The following is a 16,175-nucleotide window of genomic DNA, read 5'->3' as shown; positions in this document are numbered from 1 at the left end:
CGCCCCGGCGCCCTGTTAGCGTGCCGTCATGGACGCGCCCCTCGGACACTTCGACATCGCCATCCCCGCTCCCGACGCCCTCGACGAACTGACCGCCCCGGTCGCCGCCGCCGTACGCGACTGGCGCGGCAGCGTCCCCGCCGAGCAGATCGTCTACGTCGACACCGACCCCCGGTGGGCCGACACCGCCGTCTTCGTGGAGCACTACGGGCGGGAACTGCTCGAGCGGTCGGCGAACTGCGTGGTGGTGGCCGGCAGGCGGGGCGGTGAGACGACCCTGGCCGCGTGCGTCGCGCTCTCCACCACCCGGGTCGACGTCAACGGCGTCGTCCGCCGCCAACTCGGCGCCCGCAAGGCCTCGTTCGCGTCCATGGACACCGCGACGGGGGAGACCGGAATGGAGTACGGCGGTATCACCGCGATCGGGCTCCCGGACGGCTGGCCGGTGCTGGTCGACTCGGCCGTCGTCGACCTCCCGTACGTCCTGGTGGGCAGCGGCCGCCGACGCGGCAAACTGCTGGTGCCGGGAAAGGCGTTCGCGCAACTGCCGGGCGCGGTCGTGCTGGAGGGGCTCGGCGCCTAGGTGTATTGATCACGAGCGTTGTTAACGCGGGCCGGGCTTGATCATGGCGAAGGCCCCCGTGTGTGGTGGAGGTGTCGAATCTTCACCGCACGGAGGCCTTCGTGTCCCACCGTAATGCCCGGCTGACCGTTCACGGCAGGCGACTGCTCGTCGAACGTGTGCGCTCCGGCCGTCCCGTCGCGCACGTCGCAGCCGAGATGGGCATCTCCCGTCCCACCGCCCACAAGTGGATCCGGCGCCGGCACTCCGAGGGCGCGAGCGGACTCATCGACCGCCCCAGCCGTCCCCGCACTCGGCGGCCAGCCAGCCATCACCCGCGTCAACAACGCTGCGGGTCAATACACCTAGTGCCGCGGCAGGGAACGTTTGCCCGTCAAGGAGCGGCGTCCGGTGCGTGCTCTCGGCGTGCCGGCCGGAAGTCCTCGTACTGGACGTACTTGGGCTTTCGGCCGGTGCGGTGAGAGTGCGTGCCGGGCGTCGCGACGGGGCGAACGTTGCCTGTTGCGGCACTAGCGAGTGGCGTGATGCGCCAGGGCCAGATGGGGGTCCTCCTGGCCCGGGGCCGGCGCCGGATCGGCGTGCACCAGGGCCGCGGTCAGCTTCGGTACGGCGTGCAGCAGCGCGTGTTCGGCCTCGACGGCGATCGCGTGCGCCTCGCGCACGGTCGCCTCGCCGTCGACCGCCACCGCGACCTCGGCCCGCAGCCGGTGCCCGATCCAGCGCAGCCGCAGCTCACCGACCGCCCGCACGCCCGGCACCTCGCGCAGCGCCCCCTCGGCCCGGTCCACCAACTCCGGGTCGACGGCGTCCATCACGCGCCGGAACACCTCGCGCGCCGCGTCCCGCAGCACGAGCGCGATGGCGGCCGTGATCGCCAACCCGACGACCGGGTCGGCCAGTTGCCACCCCAGCGCCGAGCCCCCGGCGCCCAGCAGCACGGCCAGTGAGGTGTATCCGTCCGTACGGGCGTGCAGCCCGTCGGCGACCAGTGCGGCCGAGCCGATCGCGCGGCCCACCCGGATCCGGTACCGGGCCACCCACTCGTTTCCGACGAATCCCGCCAGTGCGGCCACCGCCACGGCCGGTACGTGTGCGACGGGACGCGGATCGAGCAGCCGCTCCACCGCCGCCCAGGCCGTGAACGCCGCCGACGCGGCGATGGTGAGCACGATCGCGATGCCCGCGAGGTCCTCGGCCCGCCCGTAGCCGTAGGTGAACCGCCGTGTGGCCGCCCGACGCCCCAGCACGAAGGCGATTCCCAGCGGTACCGCGGTCAGTGCGTCCGCCGCGTTGTGCACCGTGTCGCCGAGCAGAGCCACCGATCCGGACACGGCGACCACGGCGGCCTGCACCAGCGCCGTCACTCCGAGGACGGTCAGCGAGACCCACAGCGCGCGCATTCCGCGGGCAGAGGACTCCAGGGCCGCATCGAGCTTGTCGGCACTCTCGTGGGAGTGGGGGGTGAGGAGATGGCCGAGCCGATGGCGCAGGCCGGGGGAGGGGTGGGTGTGCCGACGCGGGTGTGCGTGGTGCTCGTGGTGTGCGTGGTGCCGGTCGCTCACGTGGGTCCCCTTCCGGTGCGCGGGTGTGGACGCGCGGCGCCCACGAGGCCATTATGTGCGTATGAGCGCACGCATGCACCTATCACCTGCGCACGATGCGCATCCGCGCACCCCGGGCGAGGAGCAGTTCGCACTCGCCGCCGAACTCCTCGCGCTCCTCGGTGACCGCACCCGCCTGACCCTGCTGCATGCCCTGACCGGCGGCGAGGCCGACGTCACGACGCTCACGGAGGCGTGCGGGGCGGCCCGGCCGGCGGTCAGCCAGCACCTGGCGCGGCTGCGGCTCGCGGGTCTGGTGAACACGCGCAAGGAGGGACGGCGGGTGATCTACTCACTGCGGGACGGGCACCTGCGGCGGCTGGTGGACGAGGCGTTGAAGGTCGCGGACCACAGGCTGAGCGACCGGCCGCTGCACGACTGAGGTCACGCCGGTTCGGGTTCTCCCGGTGCGCCCGGATCCGGTACGCACGGATCCGGTGTGCCCGGTGCGGCCCCCGGCAGCCCGCCCTTGTCCGCCTCGCCCTCCCTGCTCGGTGCGCCGGTGAAGCGGGGCCGGTTGGCCGGAGGAGCGACGCGGGGCGGGGTGACGGCGTACACGAGCCATTCGAGGGCCAGGAAGAGGGCCAGCCACACGGTCACGACCAGCGCGGGGATCGCGAGGAACGCCGCGGCGGGCACCGCCACCAGCAGCCACAGTGCCCCCTGCCCCACCCCGGCACCGGACCAGTGGCCGCCCGCCCGGACGGCCGCCCACATCATCCACCGGCGCAGCACCGAGACACCCAGCTCGCGCAGGGCGCGGCGGAAGATGCCGTCGGCGTCCCTGCGGCTCACGGGATGCCTCTCGCAGAGGTAGTCGTGCAGGATCGCGGCCTTGGTGTAGACGCCGTATCGCGGAATCAGCCACACGAAGACGGTCGGGACCGAGGCGAAGTCGGTGCAGAAGTCGGTCGGGACGGTGAACGACTCGTCCCGGCCCTCGTACTCCACGGGCTCCATCAGACGCCACCGCGTCGCGTCGATCTGCTTGACGTTCACGTCTCCTTGCAGGAATGGCATGTCGACCACCGCCCGTGCTGTGAGCGTCCCCCGTTGGATGCCCTAGGGACGGTGTAGCGCGATCGGCGCCTTCTGTCGCCCCGTCAGGACGTGGAGCTCTCGCCGAGGTACTGCTCCGCGAACGCGGCCGCCGCGGCGGGGGATTCGAACAGGCGGCGCAGCCGGGCCGGCGTGGTGCCCGCGCGGTAGGCGTCGCCCGACTACGTGCCGTGGTACACGTCTGAGGGGGAGTTGGAGGGGGCGGCGGCCACCCGAGCATGATGACGATGGCCCGTCGGCCACGGCAGGGGAGCCGTGGCCGACGGGCCGGGTCAGGAGCAGTCAGGTCGGGGACGGTCGGGTCAGTGCGCGGGAGCGTCGGTGACCACGACCTCTTCGATGCTCTGCTCGATCTGCTCGGTCCGGGACGCGGTCGCCCGGGCCCAGTAGTAGATGACCAGCGAGAACACGGCGATGACCAGCATGTCCCACCACAGGCCGATGTTGCCCGTGCCGCCGAAGCCGCCCTGCGCGGAGATGACGCCCATGCCCAGCAGGTAGACCGGCAGCCACTGGGCGGCCTTGAAGTCCATACGGGGCGCGTCGGGCTGGTTCGTGGCGTTGGACCACAGGGCGTAGCCGCCGAGCAGCAGATAGCCGAGGACGACGGCGATACCGAGCCGCCACAGGATGTCCCAGCCGGCCCAGTAGATGATCAGGTTCGCCACGAAGAACGACAGCGGGGAGATGACCTTGCCGGCGGGCAGCCGGTACGGGCGCTCGTGGTGCGGCAGCCGGTCGGCGAAGACCCCGTACGCCAGGGGCGCGCCCGCGTACATCAGCACGCTCGCCGAGGTGATGAAGCCGACCAGCTGCTGCCAGCTCGGGAAGGGCAGGAAGCAGACCACGCCGGTCACGAAGGAGATGATCAGGCCGAACCACGGCACGCCGCGGCGGTCGGTGCGGGCGAAGATCTTCGGCGCGTAGCCGTTCTTGGCCAGACCGTAGGAGACGCGGGAGGTGGCGGTGGTGTAGATCAGGCCGGTGCCACCGGGGGAGATGATGGCGTCCGCGTAGAGAACGATCGCGAGCCAGCCCAGACCCACCAGGGTCGCAAGGCCCGCCCAGGGGCCGCTGATGCCCGGGAAGTCGAGGTGGTCCCAGCCCTTCGCGAAGGTGCTGTGCGGCAGGGCGGCGATGAACACGATCTGCAGCAGGATGTAGATGACCGCGCCGATCGCGACCGAGCCGAGGGTCGCCCGGGGCAGGTCACGCTTCGGATTGCGGCTCTCGCCCGCCAGTTGGATGGCCTGTTCGAAGCCGAGCAGCGCGAAGATGATGCCGCTCTCGCTGATGGCGCTGAGCACGCCCTTCGCGCCGAACGGGGCGAAGCCCTCCGAGGTGAAGTTCGCGGGGTGGAAGTTGCCGATCGCGATGACGAAGATCGCGCCGAGCGGAACGGCGATCTTCCACCAGGTGGCGGCGCTGTTGGTGTGCGCGAGGGCGCGTACACCGAAGAAGTTGATCGCGACGAAGACGGCCATGAGGAGCACGGCCGTGACGAGACCGGACGTGGTCAGTGTCTGGTCCTTGTGCTCCAGGCCCTGCGCCCAGCTCCAGTGACCGGCGTAGCCGATCATGGCCTCGACCTCGATCGGCGCCACCGTCGCTGCCTGCAGCCAGGAGAACCAGCCGAAGGACATGCCGGCCAGGCCGCCGAAGGCGTAGTGCGGATAGCGCGCCGTGCCTCCGGCCACCGGGAACATGCCGCCGAGCTCGGCGTGCACAAGGGCCAGCAGGACGATGGCCACCGTGCCGATCACCCACGAGATGATCGCCGCGGGGCCGGCCGCCCCGACCGCCTTCTCGGCGCCGTACAGCCAGCCGGAGCCGATGATCGATCCCACCGAGGCCCACATCAGGCCGATCAGCCCGATGTCCCTCCTGAGGCCGCCTGGACTTCCGGTCTGTTCTGCGGAGGTCTGTTCGACGCTCACCATATTTTCAGCGGCCTCTCACGAAGTGAATACAAGTTTTCAGTGCGTGCGACGTCGCAGATTAGAAAACAACAGAGGTCGAGCAGAAGACCCTATGTGAAGTTTTGACCAAAGCCCGGGTGGTTCCTGGGCAGCCCTTCAAGCGCTCTGTACACAGCGAAGACCAGTGTGACCACCGGAGTTGTCCACAGTGTTGGCGCTGTGCGCGGCCACGCTGTGGCGGTTGCGGAGCGAGGGGTGGCCTCCGGACGCGGGACGCGGGCGTCGCGCCGCAGGGCGCCGGGCAGGAAGCCGGCGAAGACCTACGGCCGGCCGAGGCGGGGTATCTCGATCGCGGGGCAGCGGTCCATGACCACGTCCAGGCCCGCCGCGCGCGTGCGGTCGTACGCCGCCTCGTCGATCACGCCGAGCTGGAACCAGACGGCCTTGGCGCCCTTCGCCACCGCCTCGTCGGCGACCGGACCGGCCAGGTCGCTGTTCACGAAGACGTCGACGACGTCCACCTCGAAGGGGATGTCGGCGAGGGAGGCGTACCCCTGCTCGCCGTGCACCGTCTCGGCCTTGGGGTGGACGGGCACGACACGCTTGCCGAAGCGCTGCAGTACCTGGGCGACGCCGTATGCGGCGCGAGCCCGGTTCGACGACAGACCCACCACGGCCCAGGTGTCGCCGGACTCGGTAAGGATCTTGCGGATCGTTGCCTCGTCGCCGTACACCCCGGGCCTCCTGCGCCTCGTGGACCTTCTCTCCCGTCCGACAACGGCCGGGAGAGCGCGATGATTCCCCGGCCTCTGTCGCTCAGGTGGGGGTGGCCGGTGTCCGGGTACGACCTGCTGCGGGAAGGCCGCGGGCACGCGCGCGCGTGCGTCACCGTCCCACCCCGCGCACCCTGTTGAATTTCGCCACTGTGTCCGAAGTTCGTGCCGGATGCCTGCGCGCGGACGTTCGCCCGCCTACGCTCAGCCCGTGCTGCACATCACCGACGCCCGAACCGGCGAGTCCGTCGACGCCGCCCCCGCCCGGCGGGGTCTGACCCGGGTCGAAGTCCATGTGCCCGGGTCCGGCACCGGCTCCCTGCGGGTGCTGCTGGTCGCCGACCTGCTCGTGCGTGCTCTGGAGCTCGGCGGCACTCCCGTGTGGGGGGTGCTGACCGCTGAGCGGGATCAGGCGGAACTACGGGCCTGGGTGGTCACGCTCGGCATCCGCCCCTTCGAGGACACGCGGGACGTCGGAACCGGACTGGGTGAGGCGCAGGTCCTCCATGTCGCGGCGGAGGGCGACGCCACACCCGAGGGCGTCCGGATCGCCGTCGCTCCCGTTCACCCGGAGGGGCCCGGCATCCTGGAGGGCGCCGCCCCCGACGTGCTGCGCCTGGCCCTGCTCTCCCACCGTCGCGGCACGCCCGTGCGGCTCGACGCCGCCGCCCTGGACGAGGCCCGGGCGACCCTCGCACGCTGGCGCCGAGCGGTCGCCTCCTGGGCGCGGCAGCCGTCACGGCCCATTCCCGACGAGGCGCGCGCACGCCTCCGTACCGCATGGGAGGACGACTTGGACGTCCCCGCCGTGCTCGATGTGCTGACCTGGGTCGAGACCGTGTCCGAGCTGCCGGACGGCGCCCGCTTCGAGACCTATGCCCACGCGGACCGGCTGCTCGGCCTCGATCTCACCCGCGACCTGGGATCGCCGGCGTGATCGCGCGCGCGGGAGTGGGCCCGCTGCGCCGCCTGGTGGTGCTGCGGCACGCCAAGTCGGCCTGGCCCGAGGGTGTCGCGGACCATCAGCGCCCGCTCGCGCCGCGCGGCCGCCGGGACGCACCCGCCGCCGGCCGGGCGCTCGCCGAGGCCGACTGCCTGCCGGACCTCGCCCTGTGCTCCACCGCCGTACGCACGCGCCAGACGTGGGAACTGGCCTCGGCCCAGTGGGGCACGCCACCGCCGGTACGCCGGGACCCACGGCTGTACGCCGCCGACGTGCGCGATCTGCTGACCGCCGTCCACGAGGTGTCCCCCGAGGTGGAGACGCTGCTCCTGGTCGGGCACAACCCCGGCCTCGAGGAACTCGTCCTCGAACTGGCGGGGGACAGCCTCGACGACGCGCTGGACGAGGTGCGGGTGAAGTTCCCGACCTCGGCGATCGCGGTGCTGGCCTGGCACGGCGTCACCTGGGACGCGCTCGCCCCGGGCACCGCACTGCTGACGAGCGTGATCGTGCCGCGGGGCAAGAAGGGTGGCGGGAAGAAGTAGCGGGCGCGCCGCATAGGCTGGCCGGATGCCGGACGAGTACCGCACGGTCGCCCACGCGGGCGTGCACGAGACCGAGGTCAACCGCTCCCGCTTCCTGTGCGCCCTGGCGCCGGTGGCCACCGAGCGGGAGGCCCAGGACTTCATCGCCGGCGTGCGCAAGGAGCACGCGGACGCCACCCACAACTGCTGGGCCTACGTCGTAGGCGCCGACGCCTCCGTCCAGAAGGCGAGCGACGACGGCGAACCGGGCGGCACAGCGGGCGTCCCCATGCTGCAGATGCTGCTGCGCCGCGACATGAGGTACGTCGTCGCCGTCGTCACCCGCTACTACGGCGGGGTCAAGCTCGGCGCGGGCGGCCTCATCAGGGCGTACGGCGGCGCGGTCGGGGAGGCCCTCGACGCCGTCGGCACCCGCACCCGCCGCAGGTTCCGGCTGGCCACGGTCACGGTCGACCACCAGCGCGCCGGGAAGGTGGAGAACGACCTGCGTTCGACCGGACGCGACGTGCGGGACGTCCGCTACGGCGAGGCCGTCACCATCGAGGTCGGACTGCCGGACGCCGACGTGGACGCCTTCCGGGCGTGGCTCGCGGACGTGACGGCAGGCACGGCGGGCTTCGAACTGGGCGGGGAGGCCTACGGGGACGCCTGACGTTCCGCGCGAAATGGGACGTAACGGACCGGTACGGGACGGTCCATGACGGGCCGATACGGGAGTAACCAACCGTGATGTCAGACCCGGCCGTTAGGGTCGGGGATCATGAGGCTGCTGCACACTTCCGACTGGCATCTCGGCCGGGCGTTCCACCGGGTGAACATGATCGGCGCCCAGGCCGAGTTCATCGGCCACCTCGTCACGACCGTGCGCGAGCGCGGCGTGGACGCGGTGGTCGTGTCGGGTGATGTGTACGACCGCGCGGTGCCGCCCCTCGCCGCGGTCGAGCTGTACGACGACGTGCTGCACCGCCTCGCCGACCTGGGCGTGCCGACGGTGATGATCTCCGGGAACCACGACTCGGCGCGCCGACTGGGTGTCGGCGCCGGCCTCATCGGACGCGCGGGCATCCATCTGCGGACCGAACCCTCGGCATCCGGGACACCGGTGGTGCTGTCGGACCCGCACGGGGACGTGGCCTTCTACGGGCTTCCGTATCTCGAACCGGCCCTGGTGAAGGACGAGTTCGGCGTGGAGAAAGCCGGACACGAGGCGGTGCTCGCCGCCGCCATGCACCGTGTCCGCGCCGACCTCGCCACCCGCGCGCCCGGCACCCGGTCCGTCGTCCTCGCGCACGCCTTCGTCACCGGCGGCGAAGCCAGCGACAGCGAGCGGGACATCACCGTCGGCGGGGTCGCCGCCGTGCCCGCGGGAGTCTTCGACGGGGTCGACTACGCGGCCCTCGGCCACCTGCACGGCTGCCAGACGATCACCGAGCGCGTGCGCTACTCCGGCTCCCCACTGCCGTACTCCTTCTCGGAGACCGACCACCGCAAGAGCATGTGGCTCGTCGACCTCGGGGCTGACGGTTTCGTCGCCGCCGAGCGCGTCGACTGCCCGGTGCCCCGCGCCCTGGCCCGGATCCGGGGCACCCTTGAGGACCTGCTGGCCGATCCGCAGCTCGCCCGCCACGAGGAGGCGTGGGTGGAGGCCACCCTCACCGACCCGGTCCGCCCGGCCGACCCCATGGCCCGGCTCACCGAGCGCTTCCCGCACACCCTCAGCCTCGTCTTCGACCCCGAGCGGGCACCGGACGACCCCGACGTGTCGTATGCCAGGCGGCTCGCGGGCCGTAGCGACCAGGAGATCGCCGAGGACTTCGTCGCCCATGTGCGCGGCGCCGGACCCGACGCACGCGAACAGGGCGTGCTGCGGGACGCGTTCGACGCGGTGCGCGCGGACGAGGTCGTGCGGGAGGTGGCCCGATGAGGCTGCACCGGCTGGACATCACCGCGTTCGGGCCCTTCGGCGGATCCCAGAGCGTCGACTTCGGCGAACTGTCGGCGGCCGGCCTCTTCCTGCTGCACGGACCGACGGGAGCGGGCAAGACGTCCGTCCTCGACGCCGTGTGCTACGCCCTCTACGGCACGGTCCCGGGCGCACGCCACAGCGGCCAGGGCCTGGCCCTGCGCAGCGACCACGCCGCATCGGGCACGCGCACGGGCGTGACCCTCGAACTGACCGTCGCGGGACGCCGGTTGGAGGTCACCCGGCAGCCGCCCTGGGAGCGCCCCAAGAAGCGCGGCTCGGGCACCACGCTGGAGAAGGCCCAGAGCTGGCTGCGCGAGTATGACCCGGCCGTCGGCGCCTGGAAGGATCTCAGCCGCTCGCACCAGGAGATCGGCGAGGAGATCACCCAGCTCCTCGGCATGAGCCGCGAGCAGTTCTGCCAGGTCGTCCTGCTGCCCCAGGGCGATTTCGCGCGCTTTCTGCGTGCCGACGCCGAGGCGCGCGGCAAGCTGCTCGGCCGTCTCTTCGACACCCACCGCTTCGCCGAGGTCGAGAAGCGCCTCGCCGAGCGCCGGCGTGCCGCCGAGGCCCAGGTGCGCGAGGGGGACGCCGCGCTGCTCGCCGACGCGCACCGCATGCAGCAGGCGGCGGACGGCGCCCTCGACTTGCCGGAGCTCCAGCCGGGGGAGCCGGGGCTGGCCGAGGCGGTGATCACGGCCGCCGCGGTCGCCCGCAGCACCGCTCGCGAACAGCTCACCGTCGCCCACTGCCGTCTCATGGCGGCCGAGTCCGCGCAGGCGGCTGCCGAGCGTACGCTGGGCGACGTCCGTGAACTGGCAAGGCTGCAAAGGCGGTTCGGCGAGGCACGGGAGCGTGCCGAGCGGCTGGAGGAGCGGTCGGCTGCGCACCGGCAGGCGCAGGCACACATGGAGCGGGCCCGCAAGGCCGAGGCGGTGGCGCCCGCCCTGGAGCTGCGCGACCTTGCCGAGACGGAACACCGGCGCGCGGCCCAGGCGGAGACACGCGCGCGTGCACTGCTGCGATCGGCCCTCGGTACGGAACACACGGTGTCCCGAGCGGAGAACCCGGACGTGGGTGCGGCAGGGTTCGCGGGGGCCCGGGACGGTGGCTGCGAGGTGGGTGCGGCCGGGTTCGCAGGTGAGGTGGCCGCCGAGAAGACCGGGTCCGCGCAGCCGAGAGACGCAGTTGCCGAAACCGGTGTGAGCGGACCCGCGGCGTCGAGGGACGCGCGCGGTGACGCCGGCACGTGCGAGGAATCGCACACGCGCGAGGAGTTGCACGGCTCTCTCGCCGACGCCGGTGCCGCAGGACTCGCCTCCGCCGCGCGCCGCACCGCAGAGGAACTCGGCGGGCTGGAGTCCGCCCGCCGTGCCGAGCAGCGGCTGGCCGGACTGGTCCGGGAGCGCATCGACCTGGACCGGCAGGAGCGCGCCGACGAGGACGTGCTGCAGGAGGCCGAGGCCTGGCTCGACGGCTGGGAGACGACCCGTTCCGGACTGCTTACCCGTATCGAGGCCGCGCAGGAGGCCGCGACGAGGGCCGAACAGCTCCGCGTGCAGCGCGAGCCCGCGCAGCGCAGGCTCGGCGCGGCCCGCCAGCGTGACCAGTTCGCCCGCGACACCGACCAGGCCCAGGCACGAGTCCTCGCCTCCCGCGAACGCGCCACCGAGGCCCGCGCCCACTGGCTCGACCTCAAGGAACAGCGGCTGAACGGCATCGCGGCCGAGCTGGCCGCGAGCCTCACCGACGGCGAGCCGTGCGCCGTCTGTGGAGCCACCGAACACCCCGCCCCCGCGCGCAAGGTCGCCGGACACGTCGACCGGGAGGCGGAGGAGCGCGCCCTCACCGCCTTCCAGCGCGCCGACGAACAGCGCGCCGAGGACGAGCGGCGCCTCGGCGTCGTGCGAGAGGCGCTGGCCGCCGCCACGGCCGAGGCGGGTGACACGCCGACAGACCGACTCGCCGAAGAGGTCGAGGAGTTGGAGCGGCTCCACGCCCGGGAACGCGGTGCCGCCTCGGAACTGCACCCGGCGAGCGAGCAGCTGCGGCAGGCGGAGCACGAGCACGAGCGACGGACCGCGGTGCGGCAGCAGGCGGCGGTCAGAGCCGCCTCGCGGGTGGGCCACCGAGAGCGACTCGACCGCGAACGGGCAGGCCTGGAAGAGGAGTTGACGCAAGCGCGCGGCACCGCGGACAGCGTGGCCGCCCGGGCCGCGCAGTTGGAGCGGCGGGTCGCGCTGCTCACCGACGGCGCCGACACCGCACGTGCCGCCGAGGACACCGCGCAGCGGCTCAAGGACGCCGACGCCCGGCTCGCCGACGCCGCCTACCGGGCAGGTTTCGACACCCCGCAGTCCGCGGCCGCGGCGCTCCTCGACGCCGCCGCCCACCGCGAGCTGCAACACCGCCTGGACGCCTGGCAGTCCGAGGAGGCCGCCGTGCGCGCCGTACTCGCCGAGGCGGACACCGCGGCCGCCGCCCAGCAGCCGCGCGCCGACCTCGAATCGGCGGAGCGGGCCGCGGCCGGTGCGGCCCAACGGCTGCGCGACGCGGCCTCCGCACGGGATGCGGCGGGCCGCCGCTGCACCGAACTCGACCGGCTCTCCGCCCGCTCGGCCGCTGGAATACGACGCCTGGCTCCGCTGCGCGAGGAGTACGACCGGGTGGCACGCATGGCCTCCCTCACCGCGGGCACCTCCGCGGAGAACGAGCGCAAGATGCGCCTGGAGTCGTATGTGCTGGCGGCCCGTCTGGAGCAGGTGGCCGCCGCGGCGACCGTGCGGCTCCAGCGCATGTCGTCCGGCCGCTACACCCTCGTCCACTCCGACGACCGGGCCGGACGCGGCCGCAGCGGTCTCGGGCTGCACGTCGTCGACGCCTGGACCGGACGCGAGCGGGACACGGCGACGCTGTCGGGCGGTGAGACGTTCTTCGCCTCGCTCGCGCTGGCTCTTGGTCTGGCGGACGTCGTCACCGACGAGGCCGGTGGAGTCCGCCTGGACACGCTCTTCATCGACGAGGGCTTCGGCAGCCTCGACGACCAGACCCTCGACGAGGTCCTGGACGTGCTCGACTCCCTGCGTGAGCGGGACCGCAGCGTCGGCATCGTCAGCCATGTGGCGGACCTGAGACGCCGGATCCACGCGCAACTGGAGGTCGTGAAGGGCAGATCCGGCTCCGTGCTGCGGCAGCGCGGCGCCGGCTGAGTCAGTGGCCGAGGGGGCGTCGGGGCAGCGGCGAGGAGTAGACGACGCTCGTGGTCACCGAGCCGAGCGCGCCGATCCTGCCCGACACCTCTTCCAGGTGGCGCATCGACCGGGCGGCGACCTTGATGACGAAGCAGTCGTCGCCCGTGACGTGGTGCGCCTCCAGGATCTCGGGCGTGACGGCGACCAGGTCGCGGAAGGGCTTGTAGTTCCCGTTCGGATAGCGCAGCCGCACGAACGCCAGGATCGGCAGCCCCAGCCGCTCGGGGTCCACGACGGCCGCGTACCCCTGAATGACGCCCGCCTCCTCCAGGCGGCGCACCCGTTCGGTGACCGCGCTCGGGGACATGGAGACGGCGCGGGCCAGCTCGGCGAAGCTGGCCCGGCCCTCACGCTGGAGGACGTCGAGGATGCGCCAGTCGGTGGCGTCCGGGGAAAACACGGTCACCCTGGATGGATAGCAGGGGAAGCCCCGGCCGATCAAGAGGTGGCCCGGGGATCCTCGCTTCAGATGGCCGAACGGCAGGCATAGATTCGTTGTCATGACCACTGACGCCGTGAACGCCGTCCTCCGGGTTGCTCCTGCCGCCCCGGCCGAGGCCGCCGCCCACTTCCGCGCGAGCCTCGCCTTCCACGCCGACGTGTCGGATGTCGCCGCCGCACTCGCGGCCGGCGGCGACCCCGGGTTCGTCGTCCTGGACTCCCGCTCCACCGAGTCCTGGGACCAGGGCCACGTCCCCGGCGCGCTCCACCTGCCGACCGCGCTCATCCCCGAGCAGGCCGTACAGCTCCTCGACAAGTCCGTCCCGGTGGTCACGTACTGCTGGGGTCCCGGCTGCAACGGCGCGACCCGCGCGGCGCTCGCCCTCGCCGAACTCGGCTACCGCGTCAAGGAGATGCTCGGCGGCTTCGAGTACTGGGTGCGCGAGGGCTTCGCGTACGAGACCTGGGAGGGCCGCGAGCGTCGCGCCGCCGACCCGCTCACGGCGCCGAAGAACTCGGAGGACTGCGGCTGCTGAACGCCCGACGACCGCCTCGGTCCCGCCCCGCGTCCGGCGCGCGGCGCGTCGCAGACGCCCACCACAATCGCAGTCCGGAGTCCGGAGTCCGGAGTCCGGAGTCCGCAGTCCGCAGCCAGGTCGGCTCCAACTACGCGCCACTCGACAGCACTTCTGGAATGGTGGGTTCCTTGGGCGTGTACCGTTCTGCGCCATGGTGCGATACGCGGAACCCGGTGTGGCGGAGTGGGTCGAGTCGGGTGGCGGGCCGCTGATCGCGGTGCCGGAGACGGTTCTGCCGTTCTGGGCGGGCGCCGACGGCGAGGAGAACGCCTCCGACTACGACCGCGCCTGCGAGGTCGACGGGTACGTCGGACTGCTCCCGGTCGGCGACTCGACCGCGCTGGTCCTGGGCGACGAACCCGCCTCCACCGCCTTCCTGCCGGAACACGGCACCTTCGTACGGTGGTGGGCGGCCGGCTCCGAGGACGAACTCCTGGCCGGTGTCCCGGCTGCCCTCGCCACGGCGGACTGGGAGCACGAGATGAGCTGGGAAGTGCCCGGCACGGTCGTGCTGTTCGACTCGGCCTGGCCCGGCGGCGAAACGGACCGCACCGACTGCCTCCGGGTCGAGCTGGAAGCGGGAAGGTACGCGGTACGCGCGGCCAACGTCCAGCCGGGGCCGGAGACTTGGCTGGGCCTCGTACAGCTGCGGCGCATCGAGCAGAGCCGTTCATGACCCCGCCCGCCTCATCGCGTGGCCGGCACGGACGAGGCGGACTGGGTCAGGCCAGGCGTTCGGCTCGGGTGGGCATGAACCCCGGTCGGTGGAGGGACAGATGGGCGTGATTCCTCCGCTCGTTCGGCTCGTGGAGGTGTCTTCCAGGACCGGGCGGCCCGTTCCGGTGTTGCCGATCGGGTTCACGCGTCTGGTGTGCACCCGCGCCCCTGGCCGGCCCTCACACCGAGAACTCGCGTATCACCGTGTTGCGGAACACCGCGCTGCCGCCGATCGTGAACAGTGCGAGCCGGGTGTCCAGCAGGTACGGGAACACCTGGCTGGTGTGCACGTAGCGGCCGTCGTCGACGAACATCTCCACCGACGTGCGGTCCACCAGGATGCGCAGCTTCACCGTGCCGGCGGACGGGTCGAACGGGGTGTGGCTCTCCTGCCACTTGCCGGACGTGTCGGCGTTCACCGTGTTGCGTCGGTTGAGGAAGGCGTAGTCGGTGTAGATCCCGGCATCGATGTGCCGACCGCCGTCGGGCGAGCGCCTCAACTGGAGTCCGACGCCGGTGAGTTGGGACCAGGTGATCTCGGTCGTCACCTCGTAGGAGATACCGGTGTAGTCGAGCACCTTCATGCCGTCCACGGTCACGTCGCCCAGGTTCACGGTGCGGGAGACATGCGAGTCGAGGCCGGCGACGGGCTGGGAGGCGAGGTAATAGGTGTTGTCGGATGCCTTCTTCAGGGTGATCTCGCGGACGATGGAGTCGGTGCCGTTGAAGCCGTCGCAGTCGATGGTGGGGGTGGTGTTGGCGTAGTCCCAGTTGTTCACCCATCCGATCGCGTACCGGGCAGCCGCGTCCACCGCGCCGCTCGCGTCCCGCTTCTCGAAGGTGACGGCGGCGTACCAGTCCCAGCCGTGGTCGAGCCACTGCGGGTCACTCGCCTCAGCGGTGAACGCGCTGCCGTCGAAGGAACCCGTCCAGTAGGCGTACGTGTTGGGCAGCCCCGAGCTCTTCCCGTTGGCGCTCACGCCGAGCACCCACTTCACGGTGCCGTCGCCGGCGGTGATGCGGAACAGGTCGGGGCACTCCAGGACGCCGATGCCGGCGTGGACGAAACCGCTTACGTACGTCCAGGACTTGAGGTCGTCGGAGTGGTAGAAACCGATCTTGTCGTTCTCGGCGAGGGCCATCACCCAGCGGCCCCGCTCCTCGTCGCGGATCACCTTGGGGTCGCGGAAGTCGGCGACGCCGGGGTTGGCCAGGACGGGGTCGGCCCCGTAGTTGGTGAAGGTGAGACCGCCGTCGGTCGAGTAGTACAGGAACTGCTCCTGGTGGTCGGTGCCGTCGCCGGGGGACATGGTGACGATGACGACGACCGCGCCCGCGCCGAATCCGGCCGTGTTACCGGTGTCGACCACCGCCGAACCCGACCAGAGATCGCCATTGGGCGTGGTGTCCTTGGGCACGGCGACCCCGCGGTCGGTGAAGGAGACCAGGTCCTTGGTGGTGGCCAGGCGCCATGCGGTGCCGACGACACCGGAGAAGTAGTCGGCGTTGTAGAGGTAGTAGTAGTGATACTCGCCGTCGATCCAGACGGGCCGCTGCGGGTCGTTCTTCCACTGGTCGGGGACCGTGAAGTGGTACGCGGGGCGGTAACTCGCCCCGCTCGCCGTGGACTTGGTCCTGCTCTTGGCCGTGGCCCCGTGCTTGGGCTTCGGGGCGGCCGTGGCCGCCGCGGTGGGCAGCAGCGCGGCGGCGGTGCCCGCCGCCGATCCCGCGAACAGTGATCTCCTGGAAATCCCCGATGTTCCGGGCATGACACATCGTTCCTCTCGTGGCGGCCCATGAGG

The 16,175-nt window shown here is 71.9% G+C and carries 15 protein-coding genes and 2 pseudogenes; 10 read left to right on the top strand and 7 right to left on the bottom strand.

What is annotated here, in order from left to right:
• Nucleotides 1-28 precede the first annotated feature (28 nt).
• On the top strand, nt 29-583 hold the full coding sequence (locus OG870_RS07540) for a YbaK/EbsC family protein (protein WP_266530836.1): 555 nt from the start codon (nt 29-31) through the stop codon (nt 581-583).
• Nucleotides 584-684: 101 nt separating this feature from the next.
• Nucleotides 685-903: pseudogene (locus tag OG870_RS48125) on the top strand (helix-turn-helix domain-containing protein); the annotation flags it as partial.
• 189 nt (nt 904-1,092) lie between these two features.
• On the opposite strand, the gene OG870_RS07530 reads toward OG870_RS48125, so the two are convergent.
• Entirely contained in the window at nt 1,093-2,145 is a 1,053-nt protein-coding gene (locus OG870_RS07530) for a cation diffusion facilitator family transporter (RefSeq protein WP_266841530.1), read from the bottom strand.
• Nucleotides 2,146-2,206: 61 nt separating this feature from the next.
• On the opposite strand from OG870_RS07530, the gene OG870_RS07525 reads away from it, so the two are divergent.
• Nucleotides 2,207-2,566 carry an ArsR/SmtB family transcription factor gene (locus tag OG870_RS07525; protein WP_266677554.1) on the top strand — a complete coding sequence of 120 codons (360 nt, stop codon included), beginning with the start codon at nt 2,207-2,209 and terminating at the stop codon, nt 2,564-2,566.
• A 2-nt stretch (nt 2,567-2,568) separates the two neighbouring features.
• On the opposite strand, the gene OG870_RS07520 is transcribed toward OG870_RS07525, so the two are convergent.
• The 4 genes and pseudogenes from OG870_RS07520 to OG870_RS07505 all read right to left on the bottom strand — a co-directional run bounded on the left by OG870_RS07520 (nt 2,569) and on the right by OG870_RS07505 (nt 5,896).
• Nucleotides 2,569-3,183, bottom strand: a complete 615-nt coding sequence (locus tag OG870_RS07520) for a DUF1353 domain-containing protein (RefSeq protein WP_266841532.1) — start codon at nt 3,181-3,183, stop codon at nt 2,569-2,571.
• 104 nt (nt 3,184-3,287) lie between these two features.
• Nucleotides 3,288-3,428, bottom strand: a pseudogene (locus OG870_RS07515) (4-hydroxybenzoate 3-monooxygenase); the annotation flags it as partial.
• 117 nt (nt 3,429-3,545) lie between these two features.
• Complete coding sequence (locus tag OG870_RS07510) at nt 3,546-5,183, bottom strand: APC family permease (RefSeq protein ID WP_266530828.1); 1,638 nt, start codon at nt 5,181-5,183, stop codon at nt 3,546-3,548.
• Between the two features lie 299 nt (nt 5,184-5,482).
• Nucleotides 5,483-5,896, bottom strand: a complete 414-nt coding sequence (locus tag OG870_RS07505; protein WP_266530826.1) for a CoA-binding protein — start codon at nt 5,894-5,896, stop codon at nt 5,483-5,485.
• Nucleotides 5,897-6,107: 211 nt separating this feature from the next.
• On the opposite strand from OG870_RS07505, the gene OG870_RS07500 reads away from it, so the two are divergent.
• The 5 genes from OG870_RS07500 to OG870_RS07480 all read left to right on the top strand — a co-directional run bounded on the left by OG870_RS07500 (nt 6,108) and on the right by OG870_RS07480 (nt 12,595).
• Nucleotides 6,108-6,872, top strand: a complete 765-nt coding sequence (locus OG870_RS07500; protein WP_327690785.1) for a hypothetical protein — start codon at nt 6,108-6,110, stop codon at nt 6,870-6,872.
• Complete coding sequence (locus OG870_RS07495) at nt 6,869-7,423, top strand: SixA phosphatase family protein (RefSeq protein WP_266530823.1); 555 nt, start codon at nt 6,869-6,871, stop codon at nt 7,421-7,423. Before OG870_RS07500 ends, OG870_RS07495 begins: the two co-directional genes overlap by 4 nt.
• A gap of 25 nt (nt 7,424-7,448) precedes the next feature.
• Nucleotides 7,449-8,075, top strand: a complete 627-nt coding sequence (locus tag OG870_RS07490) for a YigZ family protein (protein ID WP_266530822.1) — start codon at nt 7,449-7,451, stop codon at nt 8,073-8,075.
• 108 nt (nt 8,076-8,183) lie between these two features.
• Entirely contained in the window at nt 8,184-9,347 is a 1,164-nt protein-coding gene (locus OG870_RS07485; protein ID WP_327690784.1) for an exonuclease SbcCD subunit D, read from the top strand.
• Nucleotides 9,344-12,595 carry an SMC family ATPase gene (locus OG870_RS07480; RefSeq protein ID WP_327690783.1) on the top strand — a complete coding sequence of 1,084 codons (3,252 nt, stop codon included), beginning with the start codon at nt 9,344-9,346 and terminating at the stop codon, nt 12,593-12,595. Before OG870_RS07485 ends, OG870_RS07480 begins: the two co-directional genes overlap by 4 nt.
• Nucleotide 12,596: 1 nt before the next feature.
• On the opposite strand, the gene OG870_RS07475 is transcribed toward OG870_RS07480, so the two are convergent.
• A complete protein-coding gene (locus OG870_RS07475; protein WP_266530816.1) occupies nt 12,597-13,043 on the bottom strand; it encodes an Lrp/AsnC family transcriptional regulator in 447 nt (148 codons plus the stop codon).
• 94 nt (nt 13,044-13,137) lie between these two features.
• On the opposite strand from OG870_RS07475, the gene OG870_RS07470 reads away from it, so the two are divergent.
• Together OG870_RS07470 and OG870_RS07465 are read left to right on the top strand one after the other, a co-directional pair.
• Complete coding sequence (locus OG870_RS07470; RefSeq protein ID WP_266586224.1) at nt 13,138-13,614, top strand: rhodanese-like domain-containing protein; 477 nt, start codon at nt 13,138-13,140, stop codon at nt 13,612-13,614.
• A gap of 193 nt (nt 13,615-13,807) precedes the next feature.
• On the top strand, nt 13,808-14,332 hold the full coding sequence (locus OG870_RS07465) for an immunity 21 family protein (RefSeq protein WP_266530812.1): 525 nt from the start codon (nt 13,808-13,810) through the stop codon (nt 14,330-14,332).
• 220 nt (nt 14,333-14,552) lie between these two features.
• On the opposite strand, the gene OG870_RS07460 is transcribed toward OG870_RS07465, so the two are convergent.
• Nucleotides 14,553-16,142: a glycoside hydrolase family 32 protein gene (locus OG870_RS07460; RefSeq protein WP_266841537.1), complete on the bottom strand. Its 1,590-nt coding sequence runs from the start codon at nt 16,140-16,142 to the stop codon at nt 14,553-14,555.
• Nucleotides 16,143-16,175: the final 33 nt, after the last annotated feature.

The organism is Streptomyces sp. NBC_00461 (assembly GCF_036013935.1).
Taxonomy (GTDB): domain Bacteria; phylum Actinomycetota; class Actinomycetes; order Streptomycetales; family Streptomycetaceae; genus Streptomyces.
The sequence above is the reverse complement of the archived record's forward strand: the minus strand, read 5'-3'. Positions and strand labels throughout refer to the sequence as shown.

Bases quoted from the DNA above. Each gene is read 5' to 3' on its own strand.
- OG870_RS07540 (WP_266530836.1), top strand. From the start codon at position 29: ATGGACGCGCCCCTCGGACACTTCGACATCGCCATCCCCGCTCCCGAC.
- OG870_RS07525 (WP_266677554.1), top strand. From the start codon at position 2,207: ATGAGCGCACGCATGCACCTATCACCTGCGCACGATGCGCATCCGCGC.
- OG870_RS07510 (WP_266530828.1), bottom strand. From the start codon at position 5,183: ATGGTGAGCGTCGAACAGACCTCCGCAGAACAGACCGGAAGTCCAGGC.
- OG870_RS07500 (WP_327690785.1), top strand. From the start codon at position 6,108: ATGCCTGCGCGCGGACGTTCGCCCGCCTACGCTCAGCCCGTGCTGCAC.
- OG870_RS07490 (WP_266530822.1), top strand. From the start codon at position 7,449: ATGCCGGACGAGTACCGCACGGTCGCCCACGCGGGCGTGCACGAGACC.
- OG870_RS07485 (WP_327690784.1), top strand. From the start codon at position 8,184: ATGAGGCTGCTGCACACTTCCGACTGGCATCTCGGCCGGGCGTTCCAC.
- OG870_RS07480 (WP_327690783.1), top strand. From the start codon at position 9,344: ATGAGGCTGCACCGGCTGGACATCACCGCGTTCGGGCCCTTCGGCGGA.
- OG870_RS07470 (WP_266586224.1), top strand. From the start codon at position 13,138: ATGACCACTGACGCCGTGAACGCCGTCCTCCGGGTTGCTCCTGCCGCC.
- OG870_RS07465 (WP_266530812.1), top strand. From the start codon at position 13,808: ATGGTGCGATACGCGGAACCCGGTGTGGCGGAGTGGGTCGAGTCGGGT.
- OG870_RS07460 (WP_266841537.1), bottom strand. From the start codon at position 16,142: ATGCCCGGAACATCGGGGATTTCCAGGAGATCACTGTTCGCGGGATCG.